Source organism: Pseudomonas sp. LF-5 (assembly GCF_037626295.1).
Taxonomy (GTDB): Bacteria; Pseudomonadota; Gammaproteobacteria; order Pseudomonadales; family Pseudomonadaceae; genus Aquipseudomonas; species Aquipseudomonas monsensis.
Genome location: NZ_JARKMT010000011.1, coordinates 165,509 through 185,733, shown reverse-complemented (window position 1 = coordinate 185,733; position 20,225 = coordinate 165,509). Strand labels below are relative to the sequence as shown.

Here is a 20,225-nt window from a genome sequence, read left to right as displayed (position 1 = left end):
CATGCTGCGACGTCAGGTTCTGACTTTAGGTAGTGCACTGCTGGGAGCAGTGACGCTGGGCGGCTGGACGCTGTTCAAGCGCAAGGATCAGAGCCCGTTGTTGCTCTCGGCGCGCGATGACACCGACGGCAAGCACTACGCCGTCGGCTATCGGCTGGACGGCACGCGGGTGTTCGCCACCGAAGTCGGCCAACGCTGCCACGACATCATCAACCATCCGACGCAGCCGATTGCACTGTTCGTCGCACGTCGCCCGGGCACCGAGAGTTACCTGATCGACCTGCGCGACGGTAAGTTGCTGCAGACGGTGACCTCGCAGCCGAACCGGCACTTCTACGGCCACGCCGTGGTGCACAAGGACGGCGAATACCTGTACGCCACCGAGAACGACACCACCGATCCTGGCCGTGGTTTGCTCGGTGTGTACAAGTTCGAAGGCGAGCGGCTGGTGCACAGCGGCGAGATTTCCACCCATGGCCTGGGCCCGCATCAGGTGTCGTGGATGCCGGACGGGGAAACCCTTGTGGTGGCCAACGGCGGGATTCGGACCGAAGCGGAAAGCCGCGTCGACATGAACCTCAACGCCATGGAACCGAGTCTGGTGCTGATGCAGCGCGACGGCACCCTGCTGAGCAAGGAAACCCTCGCCCAGCAGATGAACAGCGTACGTCACCTGGGCATCGCCAGCGACGGCACCATCGTCGCCGGTCAGCAATTCATGGGCGCGTCCCACGAGCGTTCCGAACTGCTGGCGATCAAGCGTCCAGGGCAACCGTTCGTGGCGTTCCCGGTGCCGGATCACCAGTTGCAGTCAATGGGGCATTACACCGCCAGCGTCGCCGTACACAGCGAGCTGCGTCTGGTGGCGCTGACGGCGCCGCGTGGCAACCGGTTCTTTATCTGGGATCTGGACAGCGGCGAAGTGCGCCTCGACGCGCCCTTGCCCGATTGCGCCGGTGTCGGCGCGGTGAAGGACGGGTTTGTCGTGACTTCAGGGCAAGGACGTTGCCGCTACTACGATTGCCGCCAGGATGAACTGCTGGCCAAACCGCTGGAGCTGCCGGCGGGGCTCTGGGACAACCATCTGCATTTGATGGCGTGACGCGCCCCCTGTGGCGAGGGGATTTATCCCCTCGCCACAAGGTTCATACCCGACCTTCATGTAAAAACTGCCAGTTGGAATCCCCCCAGCACTCGGAGTAATGTGCCCGCCTGTCTCACCTGATTTATCCAAGGAACTGGAAATATGCTGCGTCGCCGCATGCTGATCATGTTGGGTGTTGTCTTGTTGATCGTCCTGGCTCTGGGCGGGTACAAGGCCTTTTCGATCTACACAATGATCCAGGGCTTTTCCAAGCCGAAACCGCCCATCAGCGTCGCGGTGGCCACGGCTTACGAGCGGCCGTGGCAGATGCGTCTGCCCACGGTCGGCACACTGAAAGCGCTGCAAGGCGTCGAGCTGAGCCTGGAAGTCGCCGGCACCGTCACCGAACTCAAATTCGAATCCGGGCAGAAGGTCAAGGCCGGGCAACCGCTGCTGCAACTCGACAGCGCGGTCGAAACCGCCCTGCTGGAAACCGCCAGGGCCGACCTCGGTCTGGCGCAACTGGACTTCGGCCGCGGCAGCCAACTGGTCGACAGCCGGGCCATCTCCAAAGGCGAGTACGACCGGCTTTCGGCGGTTCTGCAAAAGAACAAGGCCACGGTCAACCAGCTCAATGCCTCCCTGGCGAAAAAACGCATCCTCGCGCCGTTCAGCGGCACCATCGGCATTCGCCAGGTCGACGTCGGCGATTACCTCGCCAGCGGCACCAAAATCGCCACCCTACAGGACCTGAGCAGCCTCTACGCCGACTTCTATGTGCCCGAGCAATCGGTACCGAAACTGGCCATCGGCCAACCGGTGAATATCTCGGCCGCCGCTTACCCCGGCCAGATCTTCCCGGGCAAGATCAGCGCGATCAACCCGATCGTCGAAAGCTCGACGCGTAACATTCTGGTGCGCGCCACTCTGGCCAACCCCGATGGCAAACTGCTGCCGGGCATGTTCGCCAGCCTCGATGTGCTGCTGCCCGATCCGCAGAAGCACATCGTGGTGCCGGAAAGCGCGATCACCTACACCCTCTACGGCAACTCGGTCTACGTGGTCGGCCAGAAGAAAGCCGCAGACGGCAGCGTCGAAAAGGACGACAAGGGCCAACCGGTGCTGATTGCCGAGCGACGCTTCATCGAAACCGGTGAACGCCGCGAGGGCCTGGTGATGATCAACAAGGGCGTGCAGAGCGGCGAACAAGTGGTGACGGCCGGCCAGATCAAACTGGACAACGGCGCCCACATTGCCATCAGCGAAGACAAGACCCTCGGCGAGCAGAACAGTCCGCCTCGCGCCGACTGATCAAGGAATTCCCATGGCTTTTACTGATCCGTTCATCCGCCGCCCGGTGCTCGCCACCGTGGTCAGCCTGTTGATTGTGCTGCTCGGCTTTCAGGCCTGGAGCAAGTTGCCCCTGCGCCAATACCCGCAAATGGAAAACGCCCTGATCACGGTGACCACGGCCTACCCCGGGGCCAACGCCGAAACCATTCAGGGTTACATCACCCAACCGATGCAGCAAAGCCTGGCCAGCGCCGAGGGCATCGACTACATGACGTCGGTCAGCCGGCAGAACTTCTCGGTGATTTCGATCTACGCACGTATCGGCTCCAACACCGATCGCCTCTTTACCGAGTTGCTGGCCAAGGCCAACGAGGTGAAAAACAAACTGCCGCAGGACGCTGAAGACCCGGTGCTGAGCAAGGAGTCCGCCGACGCCTCGGCGCTGATGTACATCAGCTTCTTCAGCAAGGACTTGAGCAACCCGCAGATCACCGACTACCTGTCACGGGTGATCCAGCCGAAACTCGCGACCCTGCCGGGCATGGCCGAAGCAGAGATTCTCGGCAATCAGGTGTTCGCCATGCGCCTGTGGCTCGACCCGGTGAAGCTTGCCGGTTTCGGCCTCAGCGCCAGCGACGTGACCAATGCGGTGCGCCAGTACAACTTCCTCTCCGCCGCCGGCGAGGTGAAAGGCGAGTACGTGGTCACCAGCATCAACGCCAACACCGAACTGAAATCCGCCGAGGCTTTTGCGGCGATTCCGCTCAAGGTCAGTGGCGACAGCCGCGTGCTGCTCGGCGATGTCGCGCGGGTGGAGATGGGCGCGGAAAACTACGACTCGATCAGTTCGTTCGGCGGCACGCCGTCGGTGTACATCGGCATCAAGGCCACGCCCGGCGCCAACCCGCTGGACGTGATCAAGGAAGTGCGCAAGCTGATGCCCGAGCTGGAAGCGCAGCTGCCGCCGAACCTCAAGAGCGAGATTGCCTACGACGCCACCCTGTTCATTCAGGCCTCCATCGACGAGGTAGTGAAAACCCTGTTCGAAGCGGTACTGATCGTGATTGTCGTAGTGTTTCTGTTCCTCGGCGCGTTGCGTTCGGTGGTGATTCCGGTGGTGACCATTCCGTTGTCGATGATCGGCGTGATGTTCTTCATGCAGATGATGGGCTACTCGATGAACCTGCTGACGCTGCTGGCAATGGTGCTGGCCATCGGTCTGGTGGTGGACGATGCGATTGTCGTGGTGGAAAACATCCACCGGCACATCGAGGAAGGCAAGACGCCGTTTGATGCGGCCCTGGAAGGTGCACGGGAAATCGCCATGCCGGTGGTGTCGATGACCATCACCCTGGCCGCGGTGTACGCGCCGATCGGCTTCCTCACCGGCCTGACCGGCGCGCTGTTCAAGGAGTTTGCGCTGACCCTCGCCGGGGCGGTGGTGATCTCCGGGATCGTCGCCCTGACCCTGTCGCCGATGATGTGCGCACTTCTGCTGCGTCACGAAGAAAACCCCAGTGGCCTCGCCCACCGTCTCGACCGCATTTTCGACCGTCTCAAGCGCCGCTATCAAAGCATGCTGCATGGCACGCTGAACACGCGGCCGGTGGTGCTGGTGTTCGCGGTGATCGTGCTGTGCCTGATTCCGGTATTTCTCAAGTTCGCCAAGTCGGAACTGGCGCCGGACGAAGACCAGGGCATCATTTTCATGATGGCCACCGCGCCGCAGCCGACCAACCTCGATTACCTGAGCACCTACACCGACGAGTTCATCAAGATCTTCAAGGAATTCCCCGAGTACTATTCCTCGTTCCAGATCAACGGCTACAACGGCGTGCAGGCGGGCATTGGCGGGTTCCTGCTCAAGCCATGGAACGAACGCAGCCGCACACAGATGCAAATCCTCCCTGAGGTGCAGGGCAAACTGGAAGGCATCCCGGGCCTGCAGATTTTCGGCTTCAACCTGCCCTCCCTGCCTGGCACCGGTGAAGGCTTGCCGTTCGAGTTTGTGGTCAACACCGCCAACGACTACGAATTGCTGCTGCAAGTGGCCGACCGGATCAAGAAGCGCGCGATGGAGTCGGGCAAGTTCGCCTTCGTCGACCTCGATCTGGCGTTCGACAAACCCGAGGTGGTGGTCGATATCGACCGCGCCAAAGCCGCGCAAATGGGCGTGTCGATGCAGGATCTGGGGGGCACGCTGGCCACGTTGCTGGGTGAAGCGGAAATCAACCGGTTCACCATCGAGGGGCGCAGTTACAAGGTCATTGCTCAGGTTGAACGCCCCTTCCGCGACAACCCGGACTGGCTGAACAATTACTACGTGAAAAACACCCAGGGCGAGTTACTGCCGCTGTCGACTCTGATCAAGGTCAGCGACCGCGCACGACCGCGCCAGCTCAATCAGTTCCAGCAACTCAATGCGGCGAAGATCTCCGGTTTTCCGTTGGTGAGCATGGGTGAAGCCATCGACACCGTTCTGCAGATCGCCCGGGAAGAAGCGCCGGCCGGTTTTGCCTTCGACTATGGCGGCGCGTCACGCCAGTTCGTTCAGGAAGGCAGCGCGTTGTGGGTGACGTTTGCACTCGCGCTGGCGATCATTTTTCTGGTGCTGGCGGCGCAGTTCGAGAGTTTCCGCGATCCACTGGTGATTCTGGTGACGGTGCCGTTGTCGATCTGCGGGGCGCTGATTCCGCTGTTCCTTGGCTGGTCGAGCATGAACATCTACACCCAGGTCGGGCTGGTGACGCTGATCGGCCTGATCAGTAAACACGGCATCCTGATCGTCGAATTCGCCAACCAGTTGCGCAAGGACAAAGGCCTGACAGTGCGTGAAGCCGTTGAGGAAGCGGCAGCGATTCGTTTACGGCCGGTATTGATGACCACTGCAGCGATGGTGTTTGGCATGGTGCCGTTGATTCTCGCCACCGGTGCCGGCGCGGTCAGCCGCTTTGATATCGGCATGGTGATTGCCACGGGGATGTCGATCGGCACGTTATTTACGCTGTTCGTCTTGCCATGCGTTTACACCCTGCTGGCGAAACCCGATCCCACACCAACCGCATAACCCCCTGTAGGAGTGAGCCTGCTCGCGATAGCGGTCTGTCAGTTAATAATGATTTGAATGACACACCGCTATCGCGAGCAGGCTCACTCCTACAAGGGATCTGTGTCGTGTCGGGCATAAAAAAAGGCCTCGCATGTGCGAGGCCTTTCAGGTGGGCTTCAATCGGTTCAACTCTGCGGCCTCATTCCTTGGGAAAGTCCGAACATGAACAACAACAAGTCATGGTCGGGTTTGGTCGCCACGGAGGCTTTGGCCTCCCGTGGGATTGAACAATGGGCGTCGCTGGTGGACGCTCCAATGACCTGCATGCGTGGCTGCTCCCAGGCAGCCACCGCCAGTGATGCAACTGCCAAGGCTCCAACCAAAAACAAACCTCGTGCAATTTCGAGTTTCATCGCTATAAACCTTTGATAGCGCTGCCAAACGCCGTCTCATAAAAGTAGACGAGTTTTTTCCAGTCCGCGTCGCGGAACGACGAGTGGCGGCGTAATTGCTTCATGTCGTGAGAGGCAGCGCGATAGGCAGTCAGACGCTGGCGACATTTCTCCAGGTCGATCAGGGCTACTTCAACCTTGGCCGATTCGCCTTCGCCGGTGACCCGCACGAACACATGTTTGATGTAGATGCAGCTGTGCTGCCAACGGCCCTTGTGCATGCGCGCCAGATTCTCGGCGAGGTCCTTGAGCACACGCTCATAAACGACGTCGCCGCACTGATCACGCCCGCCGGCAGAAGCCAGCCAGTGTTCCAGCTCCTGGAAACCGTCCAGGGACTTGGTCACCAGCAACGCACGCCACTTGTGCTGCGGGTCGGGCTGGGTACCACAGAAAACGATTTGCGGCACGCGCACGCCAAGCTTGCTCACGCCGGTCAGGGCATCCAGCTCACGCAATACCGTCGGCCGTCCGAACGGGTGCAACCAACTGCGATAGATATGACCGGTCTGGCGCTTGGCATACAGCAGTTGACCATCGCGTCCAACGACCCGCTGGACTCCACTTTCGCCACCGCGCCGCACGTTGGGTTCTTCCACCCACTCACCGCGCTGGTTCCAGTAAAAGTCAAAGCGATCTTGCGGAGCGACGTCCGTTTCTGCTGCAAATTGCACTGCCATCCTGCTACCTCTTGCGTAATACATAAACTCGCCACATGGCGTAGAGCGGAATAAAGTCCAGTTGTTCCTGAATTCGAAACCCTGCTTCCTCGAATTCCTTTTCGACCGTAGCGGCCGGTAACACAAAGCGATTCTGGTATTGCCGTTTGTCACGCTTCTGCTCGGCGCGTTGACGCTTCCACGCCTTGAAATTGCCGTCGACCCACAGCGAAACAATCACGCTGTCGCGGGTCACGCGCTCAAATTCACGCAGAATCGTGCGCCGATGCTCGGCCTCACCGATGTGATGCAGCAGTCGCATGCAAAAAATGCTGTCGACGGCGTTATCCGGCAAGGCGATGTCGAACGCAGACGTGTGCAAGGGTTGTACCCGTTTCACCACGTCAGCCGGTTGCGACGCCATGGCCGTCTTGATCATCGACTCGGAATTGTCCGCGCCGATGATCACCCGATTGGTTTTTTCACCCAGCAATGGCCAGAAACGCCCCGCCCCACAAGGCAGGTCCAGCACCAGTCCTGGCTCGCCGACCAACGCCAGCGCCTTGCGGGCCAACTGTTCGTCACGCCAGTGAGAAAGACGACGACCAAGGCTTTCCTTGTGCTTGCGCAGATATTTCTGGGCATGCTGATCGTCATACTTTTCGGAAAAATCGAGCTTGATCGGGCCGGCCATCACCAGGACTCCTGAGTTACTGATGCCACCACCATAGGCAGCGGCGTGTCAGCGTCAGGTCATCCCTTTGTGAAAAAAACGTCGGGTCTACCGGCAAAGTATTACAGAGTTATACAGGATTTAGACAGCTTCGAGGGAGTAGCCTGGAGCCACTACGTGCGTCAAGGCGCCCCAAGATCCACCTCGAAGCGGCAGCCATTGGGCGTCATCGTGCTCAAATTGACCGTCCAGCCCTGGTTTTCACAGATCCGCTGCACCAGCGACAGGCCGAGCCCAAGGCCTTCACCACGGTTTTCCGTGCCACGCACGAAAGGCTGGAACATGGCTTCGCGTTTTTCTTCCGGAATGCCCACACCGGAGTCTTCCACCACAAACCCGTTGGCGGTAAGGGTCAGGCGAATAAAGCCCTGGTCGGTGTAATGGCAGGCGTTGCGCAACAGGTTGCCCATCACCGCGGTCAGCAACGTTGCGTTGTAACAAGTGTCCGGCGGATTGCCGGGTTCGAACTGCAACCTCAGCCCCTTGCTTTCAATCGGCTCGCGCCATACACACAACAGGCTGTCAGCCACTTGCGTAATATTCTGCTGCAGCGCCACCCCGGCGTTTTCGCGCTGGGCACGGGCGAGCATCAGGAAGGTCTGCACCAACTCGCGCATTTCCTCGCTGGCCCGGGCGATACGTTCCACCTGAGAACGACCGCGTTGATCAATGGCCGGATTCTCCAGCAGCAGTTCGCAAGAGCTGGCCAGCACCATCAAGGGGGTGCGCAGTTCGTGACTGACATCGCTGGTGAATAATCTTTCACGGGTCAGGGCCTGACGCAGGCGACCGAGGGTGGCGTCGAACGCCACCGCCAGTTCGCCGACTTCGTCAGCCGCGTAGTCGGGTGCGAGCGGCGGCGCCAGCCCGAGCAACTGATCGCGGTGGCGAACCTGACGCGCCAGACGCACCACCGGCGCCATCACTTTGCGCGCAAGCACCCAGCCGAGGAATACCGCCAACGCCAGACTGAGCACAAAGCCCACCAGCACGACGGCAAACAGCACACGCTCGCGCTCTTCGAAATCGCTCTGATCCTGCAGCAGCACATATCGCCGGCCGTCGACGATTTCGACCATGGCGTGATACGACAACTGTTCGCGGAAGACTTCATGGAAGCCCGCATCCAGGTGACGCAAATCCTTGGGTAACTCGAAATCACCTGGCCCGCCGCTGAAATAGAACAACTGGTCCGGCTCGGGCCGATGGCTCCAGTCCGAGACGTTGTCCATCAGCAACAGGCGCTGCAGATCGCCACCCAACCCTGCCGAAATCAGTTTCTCCTCCACCAGATGCACCGTCGCCACGATGCCCATGGCAAAGGCGCCGGCTACCAGCGCGCTCATCAACGCAAAGGCAATGATGATCCGCTGGGAAAGGCTTTGCTTAAACTCCATCACGCCCCTCGGCCAAGCGGTAACCCACGCCGTGCACGGTATGCAGCAATGGTTTTTCGAACGGTTTGTCGATCACCTGACGCAATTGGTGGACGTGGCTGCGCAGGCTGTCGCTGTCCGGGCAATCATCGCCCCACAGCGCTTCTTCGAGAATTTCCCGCCGCAGCACGTGCGGGCTCTTCTGCATCAACACCGCCAGCAACTTGAGGCCGACCGGGTTGAGCTTGAGCAGTTTGCCTTCGCGGGTCACTTCCAGGGTGTCCAGGTCGTAGTTCAGATCGCCGACCTGCAACGCCCGGCGACCACCGCCCTGGGTGCGGCGCATCACCGCCTCGACCCGTGCCGCCAGTTCGGACAGGGCGAACGGTTTGACCAGGTAATCGTCGGCGCCGGACTTGAAACCCTGCAAGCGGTCGTCGAGTTGATCGCGAGCGGTGAGCATGATCACCGGCGTGTCACGACGGGCGTCTTCACGCAGGCGCTTGCACAGGGTGTAGCCATCAATGCCCGGCAGCATGATATCGAGCACGATCAGGTCGTAATGTTCGGTGGCTGCCAGATGCAGGCCCGACAGACCGTCCTGGGCACAATCGACTGTGTAGCCTTTGAGCCCCAGATAATCGGCCAGATTGGCCAGGATGTCGCGGTTGTCTTCGACCAATAGAATTCGCATGGGCACCTCCTCCGTACACAGTAACGGCCGTCATGGCCCGCGCAGCTTAAGGCCAGATTCTCCACAGAGCTAGGGTTGAGCGTTTCGCGACTCAACTCTCTCGAGCATATTCAAGTCTTAACAAATTTTTCACTACAGGTTCACAACCTGCCGACGGTGGCGCCACGACACTCCCGCGCCATCGTAAAAGGAAGCGGACTATGGATTTTTTCAAGACGGCGCCCCTGCGCCTTCTGCTGTTGATTACCGGCGCCTGGCTGCTGGTATTTTTCCTGACCCGGACCATGCTGCTCCTGACTCATCTGGATGAGGCCGGTGGCGTTGCCCTCTCGGTGTTCGGCATTGGCTTGCTGTATGACCTGGGCTTCCTTGCCTATGCGGCGTTGCCGTTGGGCCTGTATCTGTTGCTGTGCCCGCCGGCCTTGTGGCGCCGCCGCGGTCATCGCTGGTTCCTGCGAGGGCTGCTGACCGTCAGCCTGTTCGTCATGCTGTTCGTGTCGGTGGCCGAATGGCTATTCTGGGACGAGTTCGGCGTGCGCTTCAACTTCATCGCCGTGGACTACCTGGTGTACTCCGATGAAGTGCTGAACAACGTGTTGGAGTCGTACCCGATCGGCATCCTGCTGAGCATTCTGGCGCTGCTGGCCATTAGCATCAGCTTCGCGTTGCGCAAGCCGTTCAATGCGGCGCTGAATGCGCCACTGCCGCCGTTGCGCAAACGCCTGCTCAATGCGCTGGCGCTGCTGCTGGTGACCGGTCTCAGCCTGCAACTGCTCAGCCAGGACGCACCGCGCGCCCAGGGCGGCAATGCCTACCAGAACGAACTGGCGAGCAACGGCCCCTATCAGTTCTTCGCGGCCTTTCGTAACAACGAGCTGGATTACAGCCAGTTCTACAACAGCCGCTCGTCAGAAGAGGTGGCCCGGCAGATTCGCGCCGAACTGAACGAGCCCAACGCCCGCTTCATCGGTCAGGATCCGCAGGATATTCGCCGGGTAATCGACAACCCGGGCATTGCACGCACGCCCAACATCGTGCTGGTGACCATCGAAAGCCTCAGCGCCAAGTATCTGGGCAGCAACGGTGACAAGCGCGACCTGACGCCGCACCTCGATGCGCTGCGCAAACAGAGCCTGTATTTCAATAATTTCTACGCCACCGGCACCCGCACCGACCGCGGCCTGGAAGCCATCACCCTGGCCATTCCACCGACGCCGGGCCGCTCGATCGTCAAACGCATCGGCCGCGAAAGCGGGTTCGCCAGCCTGGGTCAGCAATTGAGTGCGGTAGGCTATGACAGCGTATTCGTCTACGGCGGGCGCGGTTACTTCGACAACATGAACGCGTTCTTCAGCGGTAACGGTTATCGCGTGGTCGATCAGAGCAGCGTCGATGAGGCCCAAATCCACTTCAAGAACGCCTGGGGCATGGCCGACGAGGACCTGTACACGCAAACCCTGAAACTGGCCGATGCCGATTTCGCCAAGGGCCAGCCGTTTCTGTTGCAGTTGATGACCACCTCCAACCATCGCCCGTACACCTACCCGGACAACCGCATCGACATCAAGTCCGGCAACGGTCGCGACGGCGCGGTGAAGTACACCGACTACGCCATCGGCCAGTTCCTTGAGCAGGCGCGCCAGAAACCGTGGTTCGACAACACGATCTTCATCTTCGTCGCCGACCACACCGCCGGTAGCGCCGGCAAGGAAGACCTGCCGATCGCCAACTATCAGATTCCGCTGTTCATTTATGCGCCGAAGCTGATCGAACCACGCGAAAACGCTCAACTGGCCAGCCAGATCGACCTCGCGCCGACCCTGCTGGGCTTGCTGAACATGGATTACCAGTCGACGTTCTTCGGGCGCAACCTGCTGCAGGAAAACCCGTTGCCGCCACGGGTGGTGGTTGGCAACTACCAGCATCTGGGGCTGTTCGACGGCAAGGATCTGGCCATTCTCAGCCCGCGCCAGGGCTTGCGCCGACACGACGATGCGCTGACTGAGAGCCGTGAATCCCGGGCGATCAGTGATGACCCGCTGATCAGCCGCGCCATCAGCTACTACCAAACCGCCAGTTATGGTTTCAAACATCAGTTGCTTGGCTGGAAAGCACCCAAGGAGGGTGCGCCACAAGTCAGCGAACGTTAATCGAAGCGCCCCGGGCCGAGGCACCGGGGCGTTTTCTTTTGCTCAGGATCCAACATGCCATCAAACGTTGTGCGCCCCACCCCTCGCCCGTTGCTGGCCCGGTGGTCATGCGGCGACCGGTTTCACCCTGTTTGCGCTGTTCTTTGTGCTGCGTGACCGACGCCCATGTCTGGCCCGACAGGCGTTCATCTTTGCCTTTGCCCTGGGCTCGGTGTTCTCGATCAGCCGGATGATGCAGGGTGCGCACTTCTTTTCGCATAACGTGTGGACGGCGATTTTCTGTTGGCTGATTTGCCTGGGGTCGTATTACTGGGTGCTGTATCGCCCGGCGGTGAAGGCTGAAGCCGTCGTCAAGGCACAACCGGTCAGCGCCTGATCTGACGCTATCGCTGGCAAGCCAGCTCCCACAATGTCCAAGGTGAAACACGTATTGGGTGAACACCATAGATCCTTGTGGGAGCTGGCTTGCCAGCGATGGCCGCACCTCGGTCTCAAGCCAACACTAAATCGAAGGCAATAAAAAACCCCGCTGGCTTTCGCCAGCGGGGTTTTGCGTTACAGGGGTAAGGCTGGCTTACATCATGCCGCCCATGCCACCCATGCCGCCCATGTCTGGCATACCGCCGCCAGCCGAGCCTTCTTTCTTCGGTGCATCAGCAACAGCGGCTTCGGTGGTCAGGATCAGACCGCCGATCGAGGCTGCAGCTTGCAGAGCGGAACGGGTTACCTTGGTTGGGTCCAGGATGCCCATTTCGATCATGTCGCCGTATTCGCCGGAAGCAGCGTTGTAACCGAAGTTACCTTTGCCGTTCTTCACTTCGTTGACGACTACGCTTGGCTCGTCACCGGAGTTGGCAGCGATCTGACGCAGCGGCGCTTCAACAGCGCGACGCAGCACAGCGATACCGACGTTCTGGTCAGCGTTGTCGCCGGTCAGTTCGGTCAGGGCTTCCAGAGCGCGGATCAGCGCAACGCCACCGCCAGGTACCACGCCTTCTTCAACGGCTGCACGGGTTGCGTGCAGGGCGTCTTCAACGCGGGCTTTCTTCTCTTTCATTTCAACTTCGGAACCAGCGCCAACCTTGATCACCGCAACGCCGCCCGACAGCTTGGCCAGACGCTCTTGCAGTTTTTCACGGTCGTAGTCCGAGGAAGTTTCAGCAACCTGAGCACGGATCTGAGCGATACGCGCCTGGATGTCGCCTTCAACGCCAGCACCGTCAACGATGATGGTGTTTTCCTTGGACAGGGTGACACGCTTGGCGTTACCCAGGTGCTCCAGAGTGGTGCTTTCCAGGCTCAGGCCGATTTCTTCGGAGATCACGGTACCGCCGGTCAGAACGGCGATGTCCTGCAGCATGGCCTTGCGACGGTCGCCGAAGCCTGGAGCCTTGACGGCTGCGACTTTAACGATGCCACGCATGTTGTTCACAACCAGCGTCGCCAGGGCTTCGCCTTCAACGTCTTCAGCCACGATCAGCAGTGGGCGGCCGGCTTTGGCAACGGCTTCCAGCACTGGCAGCATTTCGCGGATGTTCGAGATCTTCTTGTCGACCAGCAGGATCAGCGGGCCGTCGAGCTCGGCCACCATGGTGTCCGGCTTGTTGACGAAGTACGGGGACAGGTAGCCACGGTCGAACTGCATGCCTTCTACAACCGACAGTTCGTTTTCCAGGCCCGAGCCTTCTTCAACGGTGATCACGCCTTCTTTACCGACTTTTTCCATGGCTTCGGCAATGATGTCGCCGATGGAGTTGTCGGAGTTGGCGGAGATGGTGCCGACCTGAGCGATCGCCTTGGTGTCAGCGCATGGCTTGGACAGGGCTTTCAGCTCTTTGACGATCGCGATGGTCGCTTTGTCGATACCGCGCTTGAGGTCCATCGGGTTCATGCCGGCAGCGACGGCTTTCAGGCCTTCGTTGACGATCGACTGAGCCAGAACGGTAGCGGTGGTAGTACCGTCACCGGCGTCATCGTTGGCACGGGAGGCAACGTCTTTGACCAGCTGCGCGCCCATGTTTTCGAAGCGATCTTCGAGCTCGATTTCCTTGGCAACGGAAACGCCGTCCTTGGTGATGGTCGGAGCGCCGAAGCTCTTCTCGAGGATCACGTTACGGCCTTTCGGGCCCAGGGTCGCTTTTACCGCGTCAGCCAGAACGTTGACGCCTTTGAGCATCTTGGAGCGGGCGGCATCGCCGAATTTAACTTCTTTAGCAGCCATGATCGATATTCCTTAAATACTTTGTAGTAGCGGGAAAATGAGCGGGGAAATCAGCCTTCCAGTACAGCGAGAATCTCGTTCTCAGCCATTACCAGCAGGTCTTCGCCGTCGACTTTCACAGTGTTGCTGCCGGAGTAAGGACCGAACACAACCTTGTCACCGACTTTAACGGCCAGCGCACGCACTTCACCGTTTTCCAGAGTCTTGCCTGGGCCTGCAGCGACAATCACACCGTGGTTGGCTTTTTCAGCAGCCGAACCTGGCAGGACGATACCGCCAGCGGTTTTCTTTTCTTCTTCGCTGCGACGGATAACGACGCGGTCATGCAGAGGACGAAGCTTCATTGTCGATCTCTCCTAATTGTGGTTTTCATCGGCCGGTGTAGTCCCGGCGGGTTTAACAAATCCGGCCTGCGCCGGTTGCGATTCGTCGAGCGAACCGCGGAAGTCTGTCCGACTCAATGCCGGAAACCTTTCGGTGACCGATACATAAGGGCGCATAAGGTTATTACAAGGGCGGGGTCAGAATTTTTTTCACGATCAGACCCCATAAACGAACACGGCACCCGAAGGTGCCGTGTCGATGCAGACGTTACTTGCTGTCGCGGTGTTCGTACTCGCCTTCGATGACATTCGGCTCACGCCCCAGCGGCTCGCGTGGAGCAGGCCCGCCACGGGGTTGCAGGTCATCGGCAAAGGCACGCTGGCGCATGGCCTGGTCTTCGGCGCGTTGACGCATTTTGTTCGCCAGCAGACGACGGGTGAACGGCAGCAGCATCACCAGACCGACCACGTCGCTGATGAAGCCCGGCAGGATCAACAGGCCACCGGCCAGGGCGAGCATCAGGCCTTCGAGCATGGTTTGCGCAGGCAGTTCGCCGCGGTTCAGGCTTTCACGGGCACGCAGGGCGGTGGCCAGACCGGCGATACGCAGCACGAACACGCCGAACATCGAGCCAAGAATGATCAGCAGCAGGGCCGGGAAAAACCCGATAGCCCCTGCCACTTTGACGAATACGAACAGCTCCAGCACCGGAAACAGCAGAAAGAGCAACAAAAAAGGGCGCATCAAAGATTCCTCAACGCAAGAAATGCCTTGCAGTAAGCCTTAGATGACGTCGCCCTTTCGTGAATTCAAGCATCGGCCTCAGCATTTTTTGGCCAGACCTCGGCGTGAGCCAGAGAAACCAAGGCCTCGCGCACTTGTATCGGCGTGTGACAAGGCGCTTGAAACGGCAACCAGTGCAGCGCCTGACCGATGCGCAAGTGCATGCCTTCGCTGTCGATCCCGGCCAGTTGCGCCGGCACCGTCTGCGGCAGGCCGGCGAGCTCCACGTAGTGGGCGATGGCCTTGGCGTGATCGCTGTTCATGTGCTCGACCATGCTGATTTCAGCCTTGCCGGCGAAGGGGTTGGCCAGCGTCAGTTGCTCGACCCAGTGGATCGCGCCGAAACCGCCAATGTAGCGATGACGCACAGGATTAAGCACCCAGAAGTCGAAATCGTGGGCCTTGTGGTAGTTCTGCGAATCGGGGAAGTAGCGGTAGTAACGCTCGGCGGCGGCTTCGATGGCGGCTGGCTCTTCGAGCTTTTGCGCCTCGGCCAGATAGGTCAGGCGACCGACGGCCTGCACGTCGTCGGCCTCACGCTCGCCCACCAGCAACGAGCATTTCGGGTCTTTTTGCAGGTTGTGGGTGTGCTGGGCGATGCGGCTGATCAGGATCAGCGGGCGACCCTGTTCATCCAGGCAATAGGGAACCACGGAGCCGAACGGGAAACCGGGCATTGATTTGGAGTGGGTGGACAATACGCCACGGTATTCCTTGAGAAGCAATTCTCGGGCATTCTTGGCCGCTTCAACGCTCAATTTATGACTCCTTATATATAATCCGTCGAAAAAACGGACAGGCGCCCGGAGATAAGTCCCGGTCACGCCATCGGGCTATGCTCATGTGCAACCGGCCACGGCCGGTACAGATCGAGCGGCGCCAAATAATAAAAACCACTCAGACCGGCATCGGGGCATGCGCATGCAACTCAACGACAAAGTAATCATTATCACCGGCGGTTGCCAGGGTTTGGGCCGTTCCATGGCCGAGTATTTCGCCGCCAAGGGCGCGAAGCTCGCACTGGTCGATTTGAACCAGGAAAAACTCGATGCTGCGGTCGCGGCCTGCAAGGCCAAGGGCGTCGAGGCCCGCAGCTATCTGTGCAACGTGGCCAATGAAGAACAGGTCGAGCACATGGTCGCGCAAGTGGCCGCCGATTTCGGTGCAATCCACGGCCTGATCAACAACGCCGGGATCCTCCGTGACGGCCTGCTGCTCAAGGTCAAGGACGGCGAAATGACCAAGATGAGCCTGGCCCAGTGGCAGGCAGTGATCGACGTCAACCTGACCGGCGTGTTCCTGTGCACCCGTGAAGTCGCGGCGAAAATGGTCGAGCTGAAGAACAGTGGCGCGATCATCAACATCTCGTCGATTTCGCGCGCCGGCAACGTCGGCCAGACCAACTATTCCGCTGCCAAGGCCGGCGTGGCAGCAGCCACCGTGACCTGGGCCAAGGAACTGGCGCGTTACGGCATTCGCGTCGCGGGCATTGCCCCCGGCTTCATCGAAACCGAGATGACCCTGGGCATGAAGCCGGAAGCGCTGGAGAAAATGACTTCGGGGATTCCGCTCAAGCGCATGGGCAAACCGGAAGAGATCGCCCATTCGGCGGCGTACATCTTCGAGAACGACTACTACACCGGACGGATTCTGGAGATGGATGGCGGCTTGCGCATCTAACCGCCCAACACAAAAACCAGTGTGGGAGCGAGCCTGCTCGCGAATGCGGTGGTTCAGTCAACCTATTCGTTGAATGTGAATCCGCTATCGCTGGCAGGCCAGCTCCCACAGTTGATCGTGTTTCAGGCCATCAGTCGTCGCTGATGGTGATGTTCGGCATCGCCGGTGTCGCCGCTTCCTGCAACACAATCCGCGCACCGACGTGGCGGGCCAGTTCCTGATAGACCATGGCGATCTGGCTGTCCGGCTCGGCGATCACCGTCGGCTTGCCGCCATCGGCCTGCTCGCGGATCAGCATCGACAGCGGCAGCGAGGCCAGCAGCTCGACGCCGTATTGACTCGCCAGCTTCTCACCGCCGCCCTCACCGAACAGATGCTCGGCATGCCCGCAGTTCGAGCAGATGTGCACCGCCATGTTTTCCACCACGCCCAGCACCGGAATGTTGACCTTGCGGAACATTTCCACGCCTTTGCGCGCGTCGAGCAGTGCCAGATCCTGTGGCGTGGTGACAATCACCGCGCCAGCCACCGGGACCTTCTGCGCCAGGGTCAACTGGATGTCGCCGGTGCCTGGCGGCATGTCGATGACCAGATAATCCAGATCGCCCCACGCGGTTTGCGTGACCAGTTGCAGCAGTGCGCCGGAGACCATCGGCCCACGCCAGACCATCGGCGTGTTGTCGTCGGTCAGGAACGCCATCGACATGACTTCGACACCGTGGGCCTTGAGCGGCACGAACCACTTCTGATCCTTGATTTCAGGACGGGTGCGCTCGGGGATGCCAAACATGATCCCTTGGCTCGGGCCATAGATGTCGGCGTCGAGAATCCCGACCTTGGCGCCTTCGCGGGCCAGTGCCAGCGCAAGGTTGGCAGCGGTGGTCGACTTGCCCACGCCGCCCTTGCCGGAGGCCACGGCGACGACGTTCTTGACATTGGCCAGCCCCGGAATCTGCGCCTGGGCCTTGTGCGCGGCGATCACACTGTTGACCTCGACCTTGGCCGAGACGACGCCGTCGAGGTTTTCGATGGCCAGTTGCAGCATTTGCGCCCAGCCACTTTTGAACAGACCGGCGGCATAGCCGATTTCCAGCTCAACCCTGACGCGCTCGCCATCAATCTCGATGTGCTTCACGCAACCGGCGCTGACCGGGTCCTGGTTCAGGTAAGGGTCGGTGTATTGGCTGAGGACGGCTTCCACCGCTGCGCGAGTGACGGCACTCATGGGCAACTCCGATAACAAGACTGGGAATAGATGGCGGGTATCCTACCCTGCGGGTTCGTTTCTGGTCAGGCGATTTATAGCCAGACGCATTACTTGAGCCGGAAAGCACTGTAGTCAGGGGATTTATCCCCCGACCGGTTGCGCAGCAGTCGTGAAACCATTGAACGCGGTTTACCTGATTGACCGAGTTGTCTGGTTTCGGGGTGGCTTCGCCACCCATCGGGGATAAATCCCCTCGCCACAGCGCCCCACTGCCATCAAAAGGTTTCATAGGCTGGGATTAACTGATTGGTGTATCCGTAAACAGGCGCACAGGGTGAAAAATATGCGCCAGCGCTTTATAGTGGCCGACCTCCGTTTCATCAAGTAGCGAAGCCCCACATGTCCGAACCACGCAAGATCCTCGTCACCAGCGCCCTGCCCTACGCCAACGGTTCGATCCACCTTGGCCATATGCTGGAATATATCCAGACCGATATGTGGGTGCGCTTCCAGAAGCATCGCGGCAATCAATGCATTTATGTCTGCGCCGACGACGCCCACGGTTCGGCGATCATGCTGCGCGCGGAAAAGGAAGGCATCACCCCGGAACAACTGATCGCCAACGTGCAGGCTGAACACAGCGCCGACTTTGCCGAGTTCCTGGTCGACTTCGACAACTTCCACTCCACTCACGCCGAAGAAAACCGTGAGCTGTCGAGCCAGATCTACCTGAAACTGCGTGACGCCGGGCACATCGCCCAACGTTCGATCACCCAGTATTTCGACCCGGAAAAGAAAATGTTCCTGGCCGACCGCTTCATCAAGGGCACCTGCCCGAAATGCGGCACCGAAGACCAGTACGGCGACAACTGCGAAAAATGCGGTGCGACCTACGCCCCGACTGACCTGAAGGATCCGAAGTCGGCGATATCCGGCGCCACCCCGGTGCTCAAGGATTCCCAGCACTTCTTCTTCAAACTGCCAGACTTCCAGCAGATGCTGCAGACCTGGACGCGCAGCGGCACCCTGCAGGACGCCGTCGCCAACAAGATCGCCGAATGGCTGGACGCCGGCCTGCAACAGTGGGACATCTCCCGCGATGCGCCGTACTTCGGTTTCGAGATCCCCGACGAGCCGGGCAAGTACTTCTACGTGTGGCTGGACGCGCCGATCGGCTACATGGCGAGCTTCAAGAACCTCTGCAACCGTACGCCTGAGCTGGACTTCGACGCGTTCTGGGGCAAGGACTCCACCGCCGAGCTCTACCACTTCATCGGCAAGGACATCGTCAACTTCCACGCGCTGTTCTGGCCCGCCATGCTCGAAGGCGCCGGTTTCCGTAAACCGACCGGGATCAACGTGCACGGCTACCTGACCGTCAACGGCCAGAAGATGTCCAAGTCCCGCGGCACCTTCATCAAGGCCCGGACCTACCTGGATCACCTGTCGCCGGAATACCTGCGCTACTACTACGCGGCCAAACTGGGCCGTGGCGTCGATGACCTCGACCTGAACCTCGAAGACTTCGTGCAGAAGGTCAACTCCGACCTGGTCGGCAAAGTGGTCAACATCGCCAGCCGTTGCGCCGGTTTCATCCATAAAGGCAACGGCGGCCTGCTGGTCGACAACAATGCCGCGCCAGAGCTGACCGAGGCGTTCCTCGCTGCTGCGCCAAGCATTGCCGACGCCTATGAAGCCCGCGACTTCGCCCGCGCCATGCGTGAAACCATGGCCCTGGCCGACCGCGCCAACGCGTGGATCGCCGACAAGGCCCCGTGGTCGCTGAACAAGCAGGAAGGCAAACAGGATGAAGTCCAGGCGATCTGCGCCACCGGCATCAACCTGTTCCGCCAACTGGTGATCTTCCTCAAACCGGTGCTGCCGCTGCTGGCCGCCGATGCCGAGGCGTTCCTCAACGTCGCCCCGCTGACCTGGAACGACCACACCACCCTGCTGGCCAATCATCAGCTGAACGAATTCAAGCCGTTGATGACCCGCATCGACCCGGTAAAAGTACAAGCCATGACCGACGCCTCGAAAGAGGACCTGACCGCCAGCCAGACCGACACCGGTGCCGCCGCATCGGCGGGCAACGGCGAGCTGGCCAAGGATCCGCTGTCGCCGGAAATCGACTTCGACACTTTTGCCGCCGTAGACCTGCGCGTCGCCCTGATCGTCAAGGCTGAACACGTCGAAGGCGCGGACAAGCTGCTGCGCCTGACGCTGGACATCGGCGACGAGCAGCGCAACGTGTTCTCCGGAATCAAGAGCGCCTACCCGGACCCGTCGAAACTCGACGGTCGCCTGACCATGATGATCGCCAACCTCAAGCCACGGAAAATGAAGTTCGGCATCTCCGAAGGCATGGTGATGGCAGCCGGTCCCGGCGGTGAAGAAATCTATCTGCTGAGCCCGGACAGCGGCGCCAAGCCGGGTCAACGCATCAAGTAAGGCCCAGCGGTAAAACGATCCCACAGGCATGTTCTGCAAGCCTGTGGGATTTTTCATATCTGGCCCACC

17 protein-coding genes are annotated in these 20,225 nt (G+C 60.1%); 7 read left to right on the top strand and 10 right to left on the bottom strand.

Features of this window, described 5'->3' with window-relative positions; translation table 11 throughout:
- Position 1 precedes the first annotated feature (1 nt).
- The 3 genes from PseuLF5_RS24365 (at position 2) to PseuLF5_RS24355 (ending at position 5,444) form a co-directional block, all read left to right on the top strand.
- On the top strand, positions 2 to 1,102 hold the full coding sequence (locus tag PseuLF5_RS24365) for a DUF1513 domain-containing protein (protein WP_340134880.1): 1,101 nt from the start codon (positions 2 to 4) through the stop codon (positions 1,100 to 1,102).
- A 144-nt stretch (positions 1,103 to 1,246) separates the two neighbouring features.
- Positions 1,247 to 2,395 carry an efflux RND transporter periplasmic adaptor subunit gene (locus PseuLF5_RS24360; RefSeq protein WP_340134879.1) on the top strand — a complete coding sequence of 383 codons (1,149 nt, stop codon included), beginning with the start codon at positions 1,247 to 1,249 and terminating at the stop codon, positions 2,393 to 2,395.
- Positions 2,396 to 2,408: 13 nt separating this feature from the next.
- The gene (locus PseuLF5_RS24355) at positions 2,409 to 5,444 is read left to right on the top strand and encodes a multidrug efflux RND transporter permease subunit (RefSeq protein WP_123466276.1); all 3,036 of its coding nucleotides are present in this window, start codon (positions 2,409 to 2,411) and stop codon (positions 5,442 to 5,444) included.
- A gap of 167 nt (positions 5,445 to 5,611) precedes the next feature.
- On the opposite strand, the gene PseuLF5_RS24350 is transcribed toward PseuLF5_RS24355, so the two are convergent.
- The 5 genes from PseuLF5_RS24350 to colR form a co-directional block, all read right to left on the bottom strand.
- Positions 5,612 to 5,839: a hypothetical protein gene (locus PseuLF5_RS24350; RefSeq protein ID WP_123466274.1), complete on the bottom strand. Its 228-nt coding sequence runs from the start codon at positions 5,837 to 5,839 to the stop codon at positions 5,612 to 5,614.
- A 2-nt stretch (positions 5,840 to 5,841) separates the two neighbouring features.
- Positions 5,842 to 6,558 (bottom strand): lipopolysaccharide kinase InaA family protein, encoded by a 717-nt coding sequence (locus tag PseuLF5_RS24345; RefSeq protein ID WP_128616209.1) that lies wholly within the window; start codon positions 6,556 to 6,558, stop codon positions 5,842 to 5,844.
- A gap of 4 nt (positions 6,559 to 6,562) precedes the next feature.
- A complete protein-coding gene (locus PseuLF5_RS24340; RefSeq protein WP_123466270.1) occupies positions 6,563 to 7,231 on the bottom strand; it encodes a class I SAM-dependent methyltransferase in 669 nt (222 codons plus the stop codon).
- A gap of 161 nt (positions 7,232 to 7,392) precedes the next feature.
- Positions 7,393 to 8,667, bottom strand: coding sequence for a sensor histidine kinase (locus PseuLF5_RS24335; RefSeq protein ID WP_340134878.1), 1,275 nt, complete (start codon positions 8,665 to 8,667; stop codon positions 7,393 to 7,395).
- The gene (colR, locus tag PseuLF5_RS24330; RefSeq protein ID WP_186746745.1) at positions 8,657 to 9,340 is read right to left on the bottom strand and encodes a two-component system response regulator ColR; all 684 of its coding nucleotides are present in this window, start codon (positions 9,338 to 9,340) and stop codon (positions 8,657 to 8,659) included. Before colR ends, PseuLF5_RS24335 begins: the two co-directional genes overlap by 11 nt.
- A gap of 200 nt (positions 9,341 to 9,540) precedes the next feature.
- Here colR and PseuLF5_RS24325 point away from each other — a divergent pair, with 200 nt between their 5' ends.
- Both PseuLF5_RS24325 and PseuLF5_RS24320 read left to right on the top strand, forming a co-directional pair.
- Positions 9,541 to 11,490, top strand: a complete 1,950-nt coding sequence (locus PseuLF5_RS24325) for an LTA synthase family protein (protein ID WP_340134877.1) — start codon at positions 9,541 to 9,543, stop codon at positions 11,488 to 11,490.
- Complete coding sequence (locus PseuLF5_RS24320) at positions 11,420 to 11,866, top strand: phosphatase PAP2 family protein (protein WP_340134876.1); 447 nt, start codon at positions 11,420 to 11,422, stop codon at positions 11,864 to 11,866. Before PseuLF5_RS24325 ends, PseuLF5_RS24320 begins: the two co-directional genes overlap by 71 nt.
- A gap of 198 nt (positions 11,867 to 12,064) precedes the next feature.
- Here the strand turns inward: PseuLF5_RS24320 and groL are convergent, their stop codons facing one another.
- The 4 genes from groL to PseuLF5_RS24300 all read right to left on the bottom strand — a co-directional run bounded on the left by groL (position 12,065) and on the right by PseuLF5_RS24300 (position 15,576).
- Positions 12,065 to 13,711: a chaperonin GroEL gene (gene groL, locus PseuLF5_RS24315; protein WP_123453761.1), complete on the bottom strand. Its 1,647-nt coding sequence runs from the start codon at positions 13,709 to 13,711 to the stop codon at positions 12,065 to 12,067.
- A 50-nt stretch (positions 13,712 to 13,761) separates the two neighbouring features.
- A complete protein-coding gene (locus tag PseuLF5_RS24310) occupies positions 13,762 to 14,055 on the bottom strand; it encodes a co-chaperone GroES (RefSeq protein ID WP_003227685.1) in 294 nt (97 codons plus the stop codon).
- A gap of 247 nt (positions 14,056 to 14,302) precedes the next feature.
- Positions 14,303 to 14,779, bottom strand: a complete 477-nt coding sequence (locus PseuLF5_RS24305; RefSeq protein WP_123466262.1) for an FxsA family protein — start codon at positions 14,777 to 14,779, stop codon at positions 14,303 to 14,305.
- Positions 14,780 to 14,844: 65 nt separating this feature from the next.
- A complete protein-coding gene (locus PseuLF5_RS24300) occupies positions 14,845 to 15,576 on the bottom strand; it encodes a HugZ family pyridoxamine 5'-phosphate oxidase (protein WP_123466260.1) in 732 nt (243 codons plus the stop codon).
- Between the two features lie 163 nt (positions 15,577 to 15,739).
- Between PseuLF5_RS24300 and PseuLF5_RS24295 the strand changes: the two genes are divergently transcribed.
- Positions 15,740 to 16,498, top strand: a complete 759-nt coding sequence (locus tag PseuLF5_RS24295) for an SDR family oxidoreductase (protein ID WP_123466357.1) — start codon at positions 15,740 to 15,742, stop codon at positions 16,496 to 16,498.
- Positions 16,499 to 16,628: 130 nt separating this feature from the next.
- Here the strand turns inward: PseuLF5_RS24295 and apbC are convergent, their stop codons facing one another.
- On the bottom strand, positions 16,629 to 17,723 hold the full coding sequence (gene apbC, locus PseuLF5_RS24290) for an iron-sulfur cluster carrier protein ApbC (RefSeq protein WP_123466258.1): 1,095 nt from the start codon (positions 17,721 to 17,723) through the stop codon (positions 16,629 to 16,631).
- Positions 17,724 to 18,104: 381 nt separating this feature from the next.
- Between apbC and metG the strand changes: the two genes are divergently transcribed.
- Entirely contained in the window at positions 18,105 to 20,156 is a 2,052-nt protein-coding gene (metG, locus tag PseuLF5_RS24285; RefSeq protein WP_123466256.1) for a methionine--tRNA ligase, read from the top strand.
- The last annotated feature ends 69 nt before the right edge of the window (positions 20,157 to 20,225 follow it).